The sequence below is a fragment of the Sulfitobacter sp. HI0040 genome (genome assembly GCF_001634885.1).
Lineage (GTDB): Bacteria > Pseudomonadota > Alphaproteobacteria > Rhodobacterales > Rhodobacteraceae > Sulfitobacter.
Genome location: NZ_LWEX01000224.1, coordinates 38,597 through 48,745 on the forward strand (window position 1 = coordinate 38,597; position 10,149 = coordinate 48,745).

A 10,149-nucleotide genomic window follows, 5' to 3' on the forward strand; every position below is an offset into this window, starting at 1 on the left:
ATTACAGCACCTCCGGAGCGAGCGAGATGATTTTCATGAAGTTCTTGCCGCGCAACTCACGCACCACCGGCCCGAAGATACGGGTGCCGACCGGCTCGTTGTTGTTGTTCAGAATGACGGCCGCGTTGCGGTCGAAGCGGATGGCGGTGCCATCGTCGCGGCGAACTTCCTTGGCGGTGCGAACAACGACGGCCTTGCGGACGTCGCCCTTTTTCACACGACCGCGGGGGATGGCTTCCTTGACCGAGACGACGATGATGTCGCCGACGGACGCGTATTTACGCTTGGAACCACCCAGAACCTTGATGCACTGAACACGGCGCGCGCCGCTGTTGTCAGCAACATCCAGGTTGGTCTGCATCTGGATCATTTGGTTTCTCCCGACCTTCTGGGGGGCGATGCGGCCCTTGCCCCAGGGTTTCGATTAATGGCAGGCGTTTACGCCTCGGCAGCTTCCGAGGTCAACACTTCCCAGCGTTTCGTCTTGGATTTCGGCGCACATTCGATGATGCGCACGGTATCGCCCACCTTGAACTGGTCGTTCTCGTCGTGGGCGCGGTATTTCTTGGACTTCCGGATCGTCTTTTTCAGAACCGGATGCGTAAAGCGACGCTCGACCGAAACGGTGACGGTCTGGGCGTTGGCATCGGATGTGACAGTGCCTGTCAGGATACGCTTGGGCATGGATCAGGCTCCTTGTTCGGTCGATGCCGCGGCTGCGGCTTTCTGGTTCAGAATGGTCTTCACACGCGCGACATCACGCTTCACGGCGCGGATGCGTGCGGGGTTTTCCAACTGTCCGGTGGCCTGCTGGAAACGCAGGTTGAAGGATTCTTTCTTGAGGTTCACAAGCTCGTCGCGGAGTTGATCCGGCGTCTTGTCGTGCAGTTCCTTGGCGTTCATCGCCGCTTTCCTTTCAACATCACCGGCGGGCCGCGTCACGCGTTACCCTGATTCCCGGTGGAGTGGGGTGAAGTGCGCCGTATAGGTCCGTTCCCTCTGGGGCGCAACCCCCTTGTCTTTCGGGCTAGGGGACCGACTTACCATCGGTTGCAGGGGCCTCCGAAAGAAAGCGCTCGATCGCCACGACATAGGCGCGAGGGCGCTCGAGCTGTGGCATGTGCCCGCACCCATCCAGCAGGACGACCTCGCACCGTGGCATGCGCGCCTGCAGTAGCGACGCATGTGCTGCAGGTACGAACATGTCCCGCCGCCCCCAGATGGCGCATGTGGGCACATCAATCTCAGGCAGCCGTTGCAGCAGCGCCTTCCGGGGCCCCGCAGAAAACCCCTGCGCGTTCATGAAGGACCGCAATTGCGCGGCGAAAGCCATGCGCGCGCGCCGGTCCGCCGCCATGCCCAGCCGACGCCCCACGAGACGCAACGTTTCCGCACCACGGTCCTGACGCAGCGCATTGCGCAGGATACGAAAGCCCGCCACGGCGGGCCGTTTCGTCGCCTCACGCAGCACCGGCAGCGGGCCGCCGCGCAGATCGACGATGCTGTCCGGACCGATCCCGGCGGGAGCCGTCAGCACCAGACGTCGGACGCGTTCCGGTGCGACATGGGCAAGGTCCAGTGCGATGCGCCCTCCCATGCTCCATCCGTTGATATCCACCCGGTCGAGTGCGAGCGCATCGAGCACCGCGATTGCGTGGTCCCGCATCTCCTCCGGCGCATAGCTCGCCCCGCGCGGTTTGTCGGTGCGCCCACAGCCCAGAAGATCGAAGACGATGACACGACGCTGCTGGGCCAGAGCATCCGCCGCCCCGCCCCAATCTTCGAGCGAGCCGGAGAGCCCATGCAGCATGACGAGCGGCACTTCCCCCTGCCCCAGGTCGCGGTAACGGGTACGCACCCCGCCCGCGTCTATATATCTGTCGCCCTTTGCCATGCCCGACACTTGCCTGCCCCCGGGCCGACCACAAGCGCAAAGAGCCCTCGCCTTGCCATGCAGGCTGGGCTAAAACGCCGAGCATGTCACAGGTCAGAACCCTCTTCGCCACCCGCCTCTACCACGCCCGGCTATCGGCCCATGGCCCCACCATCGACGCGGACGAGTTCGAGGCGTCCTGCTATTCCATCGCGGAGGATGACGCGGCCGGTCAACAGTGGTCGGAGGACCATGGCTACCCGGGCTATACCTCCTACGCATCGCTCGGTGACCTGCCCTACCGGTTCCCGATTTTCGCGGACCTCGTTCAGGCGCTCGACGCCCATGTGGCTGACTTCGCCCGCGATCTCGCCTTCGATCTTGGCGACAAGAAGCTCACGCTGGATTCGCTCTGGATCAACATCCTCCCCGAGGGCGGAATACATACAGGGCACCTGCATCCCCATTCCGTGATCTCGGGCACCACCTACGTCGCGATGCCGGACGGGGCCAGCGCCATCAAGTTCGAAGACCCCCGTCTGCCGATGATGATGGCAGCCCCGGGCCGCAGGAAGGATGCCCCGGAGGAATTGAAGACCTTTGCCTATGTCGCGCCGAAAGTTGGCGATGTGCTGCTCTGGGAAAGCTGGCTGCGTCACGAAGTGCCCATGAACATGAGCGAGGATGATCGCCTCTCCGTGTCATTCAACTACGGTTGGGGCTGACAGACACCGACGCTAGAACAGCACGTTACAGCCCAAGGTTACCCGCAGGGCGGCGATCAGTTCATCGAGGCTCTCGGCACCGGAGTAGGTGCCGCCCGTTCGGTCCGCAAGGCAGCGTGCCACCGGCTCCGCCTCGACATAATCGCTGGCACCTTGGCTGCCCCATGCGAAATAATCACCGCGCACCTTGAAGCCGATCACATGCACCGTGGTTGCAAGCCCCTCGGCCGACAGGTCTGCGGCCAGTGCACAGGGCTGCCCCCCGCAGGTCTCCTTCCCGTCTGTCACCAGAACTATGGTCGCCGGTTGCTCCTCATACTTCAAAACGCCCGCCGCCATTTCAACCGCGGCGGTAAGCGCCGTGCTGCCTTCCGGCGACAGGGCGTCGACCGCGCCGATCAAACGATCCGCTGCATTCTGAACCGGAGGGAAATGCAACTTCACACCCCCGCAGGGATCGACGCTACCCGGCCCATAGACCAAAAGCCCGATGCGCCGGTCCGCCGCCACCTGCGGCATGACCGTCGCAACGGCGCGCCGCGCCTCGAATATGCGGGGCTCGCCAATCTGATTAAAGCCCATCTCGGCCATGGAGCCGGACCCGTCGAAAACAAGCATGGCATCGTCAGTGCACTGCTGCGCTGAGGCGGCGGTGGTCACAATGGACAGGCAGAGTACTGGCAATGAAAGGCGCATGTCCGAAGGGTCACCGCACCGCTGGCGTTTGTCTAGGGTTTTCACCAGTACCCGGGGGGCACCTTCGTCTCGGTCGGCCAAACGCAAAGGCCCCCGCCGTTACCGGCGGAGGCCCTGAATTTCGATGACGTTTGACGCCTTGGCGGCGTCAAACGATGCGACTTACCAGTCTTCGCGAACGACGACGCGTGTTTTGATCGGCAGCTTCATCGCGGCAAGGCGCAGCGCCTCCCGTGCGATGTCTTCGCCAACACCGTCCAGTTCGAACATCACGCGACCGGGCTTGACCTTACAGGCCCAGAAGTCGACCGAACCCTTACCTTTACCCATACGAACTTCGACGGGCTTGGAGGTCACGGGCACATCCGGGAAAATCCGGATCCAGACACGGCCCTGACGCTTCATGTGACGCGTCATGGCACGACGTGCCGCTTCGATCTGGCGCGCAGTCACCCGCTCGGGCTCCAGCGCCTTCAGGCCGAAGGTGCCGAAGTTGAGGTCGGAACCGCCCTTGGCCAGGCCCTTGATGGAGCCTTTGAACTGCTTGCGGAATTTAGTGCGTTTTGGTTGTAGCATCCGTCATTCCCCCTTAGCGACGACCGCCTGCACCGCGAGGTGCCGGGCCATCCTGAAGTTCCTGCGCCTTGCGATCCCGCGCGGCCGGATCATGTTCCATGATCTCGCCTTTGAAGATCCATGTCTTGATGCCGATGATGCCATAGGCCGTCATCGCTTCGACATGAGCGTAATCGATGTCCGCACGCAGTGTGTGGAGCGGCACGCGACCTTCACGGTACCATTCCGTCCGCGCGATTTCAGCACCACCCAGACGACCGGCGAGGTTGACCCGGATACCGAGTGCACCCATGCGCATGGCATTCTGAACGGCACGCTTCATTGCGCGACGGAAGGAAACCCGGCGCTCAAGCTGCTGGGCGATGCTTTCGCCGACCAGCTGTGCGTCCAGTTCCGGCTTGCGAACCTCGACGATGTTGAGGTGCAGATCGGATTTGGTCATCTTGGCGATCTTCTGGCGCAGACCTTCGATGTCCGCACCTTTCTTGCCGATGATGACGCCCGGGCGGGCCGTGTGAATCGTGACGCGGCACTTCTTGTGCGGGCGTTCGATGATCACGCGGGCCACGCCGGCCTGCTTGCACTCTTCCTTGATGAAGGACCGGATGGCCAGATCTTCGAGCAGAAGATCGCCGTAGTCCTTCGTGTCGGCATACCAGCGGCTGTCCCAGGTACGGTTGACCTGCAGGCGCATACCGATCGGATTTACTTTGTTACCCATCAGGCTTGCTCCTCGACTTGACGCACCTTGATCGTGATTTCGGAAAACGGCTTCACGATCTTGCCGAACCGGCCACGGGCGCGCGGACGACCACGCTTCATGATCAGGTTCTTGCCGACATAGGCTTCGGCGACGACCAGTTCGTCAACGTCCAGATTGTGGTTGTTCTCGGCGTTCGCGATTGCGGACTGAAGGCATTTCTTCACGTCCTGCGCGATCCGCTTCTTGGAGAAGGTCAGGTCCGTCAGGGCCTTGTCCACCTTCTTGCCACGGATCAATGCGGCGACGAGGTTCAGTTTCTGCGGGCTGGTACGAAGCATGCGCAGTTTCGCCATCGCTTCGTTATCGGCCACGCGGCGGGGATTCTTATCCTTGCTCATGGCTTATTTCCGCTTCGCTTTTTTGTCGGCGGCATGACCGTAATAGGTCCGGGTCGGCGAATACTCACCGAACTTCTGACCGATCATGTCTTCGCTGACGTTGACTGGGATATGCTTGTGACCGTTGTAGACGCCGAACGTCAGGCCCACGAACTGGGGCAGGATCGTCGAACGGCGCGACCAGATCTTGATCACTTCGCTGCGGCCGCTTTCGCGGGATGCTTCGGCCTTCTTGAGGACATAAGAGTCGACAAAAGGACCTTTCCATACTGAACGAGCCATTGATTAACGCCCCTTCTTCTTGGCGTGGCGCGAGCGGACGATGAGCTTGCTGGACGCTTTGTTCTTGTTACGGGTCTTGGCACCCTTCGTCGGCTTACCCCAAGGAGTAACCGGGTGACGACCACCGGATGTACGGCCTTCACCACCACCATGCGGGTGGTCGATCGGGTTCATGACCACACCACGCACCGAAGGACGGATGCCCTTGTGACGCATGCGGCCGGCCTTGCCGTAGTTCTGGTTCGAGTTGTCGGGGTTGCTGACGGCACCGACGGTGGCCATGCATTCCTGACGCACGAGGCGAAGCTCGCCCGAGCTGAGGCGGATCTGGGCGTAGCCGCCATCGCGACCGACGAACTGGGCATAGGTGCCCGCCGCCCGTGCGATCTGACCACCCTTGCCGGGCTTCATCTCGATGTTGTGGACGATCGTACCGATCGGCATGCCGGAGAACGGCATCGCGTTGCCCGGCTTGATATCGACCTTCTGGCCGGCGATGACCTTGTCACCCACCGCCAGGCGCTGCGGCGCGAGGATATAGGCCTGCTCGCCGTCTTCGTATTGAATGAGCGCGATGAACGCGGTCCGGTTCGGGTCATATTCGATCCGCGCGACTACAGCGGACATGTCCAGCTTGTTGCGCTTGAAATCGACGATGCGGTAGAGGCGCTTGGCTCCCCCACCCTTGCGACGCATTGTGATCCGTCCGGTGTTGTTCCGTCCGCCATTCTTGGTCAGACCCTCTGTGAGGGCTTTGACCGGGCGGCCTTTCCAAAGCTCCGAACGGTCGATCAGTACCAGCCCACGCTGGCCCGGCGTCGTCGGTTTGTACGACTTGAGTGCCATGTTGTCTGTCTTCCGTTTAGCTGACGACGAGGGCACGCCCCCGCCTATGGTATGAAGGGCCCCGAAGGTCCCCGTGATGGATGTCCTTGCGAACAAAGACAGAGCCCCGGACGAATCCGGGGCCTTGCCGATGGGGTCTGTTAGGGGGGATCGGGGAGAGGGTCAAGGCATCTTTAGAACCTTGTTCTTTAGAAGCTTGTCTAGACTCATTCTCAGTGGCATTCATACATAGAGGAGTCTGTATGTCTTTCGAAAATCTCATAGGGATAGGTCTTTATACGCCAGTTGAGGCGCAGAGACTGCTTGGAGTCTCGGCTTCAAAAATTTCTCGATGGTTAAGAGGTCATGCAACGAACCAGAAGCAGTATCAGCCCCTCTGGGAACCAGAAGTAATGCTGAACGACGGGGCTGTGTACCTTAGCTTTCGTGACCTAATGGAAGTTCGCGCAGCAGATCAATTCATTAACGCTGGGGTAAGCCCTCAGACGATCCGCAAAGCGATAATTGAGGCCCGACAGGAACTTAACTTAGTCCACCCGCTATCCTCAACACGATTCCGAACCGACGGACGTACAATCTTCTTGGAGATCGCGGAGCAGGAGGCGGATCCCAAGTTATTTGATCTTTTCAAGAAGCAATATGCATTTTCAAAGATTATGGAACGTAGCCTCAAAGACGTCGAATTTGATGGTAGTGTTCCCGATCGATGGTGGATCTCTTCAAAGCGGTCAGGAATATTGGTCGATCCAGAGTATTCGTTTGGCCAGCCAATTGAGTGTGAGACAGCTATCCCAACTACAGTTCTTGCAAACGCTGCAAAGGCAGAGGGAAGTGTCGTAAAGGCAGCGCGAGCATGGAATGTCACTCCACGCCAAATTGAACGGGCCGTGCGATTTGAATCCACTTTGACGCAGAAAGCCGCTTGAAGGTCTTTTTCGATAATTGCACGTCGCCCACAATGGCGAAAACTCTTGCCGGCTTCCTTCACAATTCAGACACTGAAGTCTTGCATGCACGGGATCTCGGTCTGAACAAAGCAAAAGATGTCGATTGGATAAATCATCTAAATTCAACCGGCGACGACTGGCTTATGTTCACTGGCGATGCACGGATTAGAAGAAATCCCGCAGAAAGGGAGGCTTACCGCCGTGCAAAACTAAAGGGGGTCGTTTTGGCGGCGGCATATCAGAAAACGTCTATGAGTCGCTGTTGCGGGATAATTGTGGCAAAATGGCCAGAACTCATCGACTTCACGTCACGGATCGAGCCGCCATATCTAGTGGAACTCTCAATAAATTTATCGCCGAAATTTAAGATATTACCGATCTGAGCACTCGCATTTTGCTGCTTCAGTATCGAAGAAGGGCGGTACTATCTCGCGTTTCTGCAAATAGGCGCGCCATATTATCAATGCCAAATAGCTGACCCGCCTTCCGTTGCACAGGCGGAAGACTTAGCCGATTTTCAACTCAAAACCCTCCCAAAAGCAAAAAGGCCCCCGCTTTCGCGAGGGCCCTCCAATTCTCAAACCGAACCGCTGCTTACAGCCCGGTGCTCACGTCGATCGTGTTGCCTTCTTCCAGCGTCACATAGGCCTTCTTCACGTCTTTCCGCTTGCCCATCTGGCCGCGGAAACGCTTGACCTTGCCCTTGGTGATGGAGGTGTTGACCGCCTTCACCTTCACGCCAAAGAGCGCCTCTACGGCCTCCTTGATCTGGGGCTTGTTGCTGTCCATTGCCACTTCGAAGACAACGGCGTTCTGTTCGGACGCCATGGTTGCCTTTTCGGTGATGACCGGCTTGCGGATCACGTCGTAATGTTCGTGCTTGGCGCTCATTTCAGACGGGCCTCCAATGCTTCGATCCCCGCCTTCGTGATCACGAGCGTATCACGCTTGAGGATGTCATAGACGTTTGCGCCCATCGAAGGCAGAACATCCAGCCCCTCAATGTTGCGCGCGGCTTGGGCGAAACCCTCGTTGACCGAGGCCCCGTCGATGACCAGCGCACGCTTCCAGCCGAGGCTGGAAATCTGCTTGGCCAGCGCGGAGGTCTTGCCCTCTGCGTTCAGCTCATCGAGGATCACAAGGTTGCCCGACTTCGCCTTGGACGACAGCGCGTGGCGCAGGCCCAGCTTGCGGAACTTCTTGGTCAGCTCGTGGCCGTGGCTGCGCGGGGTCGGACCCTTGTAGATACCACCCTTGCGGAAGATCGGCGCGTTGCGGTCACCGTGGCGTGCGCCGCCGGTGCCCTTCTGGCGATAGATCTTCTTGGTCGAATAGGAGGTTTCCGAACGGGTCTTGACCTTGTGTGTGCCCTGCTGCGCGTTGTTACGCTGCCAGCGGACGACACGGTGCAGGATGTCGGCGCGCGGCTCGAGCCCGAAAAGCGCCTCGTCCAGGTCTACCGATCCGGCCTTCCCGCCATCCAGATTGATGACATCTAGTTTCATGCGTCACCTTCTTTCTTGTCTTCACCGGCGTCGGAGTTGTCCGTATCGGCACCCTCCTCCGCGATTTCGGCTTCGGCTGCCTTCAGCGCTTCCGCTTCCTGCGCGGCCTGCTCTTCGGCAAGGCGCTTGGCTTCTGCTTCGGCCTCTGCTGCAGCGGCTGCTGCGGCTTCCTCGGCGGCCTTCTGGGCTTCCTCGGCGGCGGATTTCAGCGCCGCGGGCAGGATCGCGTTCTCGGGGAACGGCTTCTTCACCGCGTCCTTGACAGTCACCCAGCCACCCTTGGAGCCGGGAACGGCACCCTTGACCATGATCAGGCCACGCGCGCTGTCGGTCTTGACGACCTCGAGGTTCTGCGTGGTGACACGGGCGGCACCCATGTGACCGGCCATCTTCTTACCTTTGAAGACCTTGCCGGGATCCTGACACTGGCCGGTGGAGCCGTGCGAACGGTGGCTGATCGACACACCATGCGATGCCCGCAGACCGCCGAAGTTATGGCGCTTCATCGCACCGGCAAAACCCTTACCGATGGATGTGCCCGCCACATCGACGTACTGACCTGCGAAGTAGTGATCAGCGATGATTTCCTCACCGACGTTCAGCATCGCATCCGCATCCACGCGGAACTCAGCGACCTTGCGCTTGGGTTCCACGGAAGCGGCGGCGAAATGGCCGCGCATCGCCTGGCTGGTCCGCTTGGCCTTGGCCGTACCGGCACCGAGCTGGACGGCGGTATAGCCATCACGCTCAGCAGTCCGCTGGGCCACGACCTGCAGCTTGTCGAGCTGGAGAACGGTGACGGGAACCTGACGCCCGTCTTCCATGAACAGCCGGGTCATCCCGACCTTTTTTGCAATAACGCCTGAGCGCAACATATCCGGTGCCCTCCTTACGACTGCAACTTGATCTCGACGTCCACACCAGCGGCGAGGTCGAGCTTCATCAGCGCGTCCACGGTCTGGGGCGTCGGATCGACGATGTCAAGCAGCCGCTTGTGCGTGCGGATCTCGAACTGGTCACGGGATTTCTTGTCCACGTGGGGACCACGCAGAACGGTGAACTTTTCGATCTTGTTGGGCAGCGGAATCGGGCCGCGGACGGAAGCGCCGGTGCGCTTTGCCGTATTGACGATTTCCTGTGTGGAGGAATCGAGCACCCGGTAATCGAACGCCTTCAGGCGAATACGGATGTTCTGGCTCTGAGCCATGTGCATATCCCTTGTTCTGGGATGTCAACGGATTGGAGGATGGCGCTCATCGCTCACCCTCATCGCGTCTTGGTATCAACCGAAACGGGGCGCGATCTGGCGCACCCCGAAGCAGTCGAGGGGCGTATAGGCGGAGTCGTTCCGGGTGGCAAGGGGGATCGGCGCGAAAAAGGGTGGGCGGACCCTTAGCCCAAAAAGAAAGAGAACGGCATGAAGAGCGCGAAGGAAAGCAGCATCAATATACCGGCGTGATAAGTATAGCCGTTCTTCTTCTTAAGGATGCGGCCCAGCACGATCTGGGAATCGATCATGCCCGAAAGCGCCTGTTTCTCGCTCGTCAGAATGGTCTCGAGGATCCCAGCACCCTCTTCCCGCCCAAGGAAAATCTTGC

Annotated in this window: 18 protein-coding genes; 3 read left to right on the forward strand and 15 right to left on the reverse strand. The window is 59.8% G+C overall.

The features are described 5' to 3' along the window. Position 1: 1 nt before the first annotated feature. The 4 genes from rplN to A3728_RS12715 all read right to left on the reverse strand — a co-directional run bounded on the left by rplN (position 2) and on the right by A3728_RS12715 (position 1,894). Positions 2–370: a 50S ribosomal protein L14 gene (gene rplN / locus A3728_RS12700; RefSeq protein WP_025045929.1), complete on the reverse strand. Its 369-nt coding sequence runs from the start codon at positions 368–370 to the stop codon at positions 2–4. Between the two features lie 68 nt (positions 371–438). Then, the gene (gene rpsQ / locus A3728_RS12705) at positions 439–684 is read right to left on the reverse strand and encodes a 30S ribosomal protein S17 (protein ID WP_067924176.1); all 246 of its coding nucleotides are present in this window, start codon (positions 682–684) and stop codon (positions 439–441) included. A gap of 3 nt (positions 685–687) precedes the next feature. After that, entirely contained in the window at positions 688–903 is a 216-nt protein-coding gene (gene rpmC, locus A3728_RS12710) for a 50S ribosomal protein L29 (protein WP_067924177.1), read from the reverse strand. Between the two features lie 124 nt (positions 904–1,027). Then, the gene (locus A3728_RS12715) at positions 1,028–1,894 is read right to left on the reverse strand and encodes an alpha/beta fold hydrolase (RefSeq protein WP_067924180.1); all 867 of its coding nucleotides are present in this window, start codon (positions 1,892–1,894) and stop codon (positions 1,028–1,030) included. 83 nt (positions 1,895–1,977) lie between these two features. On the opposite strand from A3728_RS12715, the gene A3728_RS12720 reads away from it, so the two are divergent. Beyond that, a complete protein-coding gene (locus A3728_RS12720; protein ID WP_067924182.1) occupies positions 1,978–2,598 on the forward strand; it encodes a TIGR02466 family protein in 621 nt (206 codons plus the stop codon). 12 nt (positions 2,599–2,610) lie between these two features. Here A3728_RS12720 and A3728_RS12725 read toward each other — a convergent pair whose 3' ends face one another. The 6 genes from A3728_RS12725 to rplB all read right to left on the reverse strand — a co-directional run bounded on the left by A3728_RS12725 (position 2,611) and on the right by rplB (position 6,099). Then, the gene (locus A3728_RS12725) at positions 2,611–3,216 is read right to left on the reverse strand and encodes a vWA domain-containing protein (RefSeq protein ID WP_082850955.1); all 606 of its coding nucleotides are present in this window, start codon (positions 3,214–3,216) and stop codon (positions 2,611–2,613) included. A gap of 240 nt (positions 3,217–3,456) precedes the next feature. Continuing rightward, complete coding sequence (rplP, locus tag A3728_RS12730) at positions 3,457–3,870, reverse strand: 50S ribosomal protein L16 (protein WP_067924324.1); 414 nt, start codon at positions 3,868–3,870, stop codon at positions 3,457–3,459. Positions 3,871–3,883: 13 nt separating this feature from the next. After that, positions 3,884–4,591 carry a 30S ribosomal protein S3 gene (gene rpsC / locus A3728_RS12735; protein WP_067924327.1) on the reverse strand — a complete coding sequence of 236 codons (708 nt, stop codon included), beginning with the start codon at positions 4,589–4,591 and terminating at the stop codon, positions 3,884–3,886. Then, positions 4,591–4,971, reverse strand: a complete 381-nt coding sequence (gene rplV, locus A3728_RS12740; RefSeq protein WP_067924329.1) for a 50S ribosomal protein L22 — start codon at positions 4,969–4,971, stop codon at positions 4,591–4,593. The genes rpsC and rplV overlap by 1 nt, the downstream gene beginning before the upstream one ends. 3 nt (positions 4,972–4,974) lie before the next feature. Next, a complete protein-coding gene (gene rpsS, locus A3728_RS12745) occupies positions 4,975–5,253 on the reverse strand; it encodes a 30S ribosomal protein S19 (RefSeq protein WP_067924335.1) in 279 nt (92 codons plus the stop codon). Between the two features lie 3 nt (positions 5,254–5,256). Then, positions 5,257–6,099: a 50S ribosomal protein L2 gene (gene rplB, locus A3728_RS12750; RefSeq protein WP_067924337.1), complete on the reverse strand. Its 843-nt coding sequence runs from the start codon at positions 6,097–6,099 to the stop codon at positions 5,257–5,259. A gap of 242 nt (positions 6,100–6,341) precedes the next feature. On the opposite strand from rplB, the gene A3728_RS22355 reads away from it, so the two are divergent. Together A3728_RS22355 and A3728_RS23980 are read left to right on the forward strand one after the other, a co-directional pair. Continuing rightward, positions 6,342–7,025 (forward strand): hypothetical protein, encoded by a 684-nt coding sequence (locus A3728_RS22355; protein WP_082850956.1) that lies wholly within the window; start codon positions 6,342–6,344, stop codon positions 7,023–7,025. Then, positions 7,022–7,429, forward strand: coding sequence for a hypothetical protein (locus A3728_RS23980; protein WP_161487201.1), 408 nt, complete (start codon positions 7,022–7,024; stop codon positions 7,427–7,429). Before A3728_RS22355 ends, A3728_RS23980 begins: the two co-directional genes overlap by 4 nt. 211 nt (positions 7,430–7,640) lie before the next feature. Here the strand turns inward: A3728_RS23980 and A3728_RS12755 are convergent, their stop codons facing one another. The 5 genes from A3728_RS12755 to A3728_RS23130 all read right to left on the reverse strand — a co-directional run. Then, the gene (locus tag A3728_RS12755) at positions 7,641–7,937 is read right to left on the reverse strand and encodes a 50S ribosomal protein L23 (protein ID WP_067924341.1); all 297 of its coding nucleotides are present in this window, start codon (positions 7,935–7,937) and stop codon (positions 7,641–7,643) included. Continuing rightward, the gene (gene rplD, locus A3728_RS12760; protein ID WP_067924344.1) at positions 7,934–8,551 is read right to left on the reverse strand and encodes a 50S ribosomal protein L4; all 618 of its coding nucleotides are present in this window, start codon (positions 8,549–8,551) and stop codon (positions 7,934–7,936) included. The genes A3728_RS12755 and rplD overlap by 4 nt, the downstream gene beginning before the upstream one ends. Next, positions 8,548–9,426, reverse strand: a complete 879-nt coding sequence (gene rplC / locus A3728_RS12765) for a 50S ribosomal protein L3 (RefSeq protein ID WP_082850957.1) — start codon at positions 9,424–9,426, stop codon at positions 8,548–8,550. The genes rplD and rplC overlap by 4 nt, the downstream gene beginning before the upstream one ends. A gap of 14 nt (positions 9,427–9,440) precedes the next feature. Continuing rightward, positions 9,441–9,758 carry a 30S ribosomal protein S10 gene (gene rpsJ / locus A3728_RS12770; RefSeq protein WP_025050499.1) on the reverse strand — a complete coding sequence of 106 codons (318 nt, stop codon included), beginning with the start codon at positions 9,756–9,758 and terminating at the stop codon, positions 9,441–9,443. Between the two features lie 185 nt (positions 9,759–9,943). Then, positions 9,944–10,149 (reverse strand): hypothetical protein (locus A3728_RS23130; RefSeq protein ID WP_161489588.1); only part of this gene is annotated, 206 nt, incomplete at its 5' end.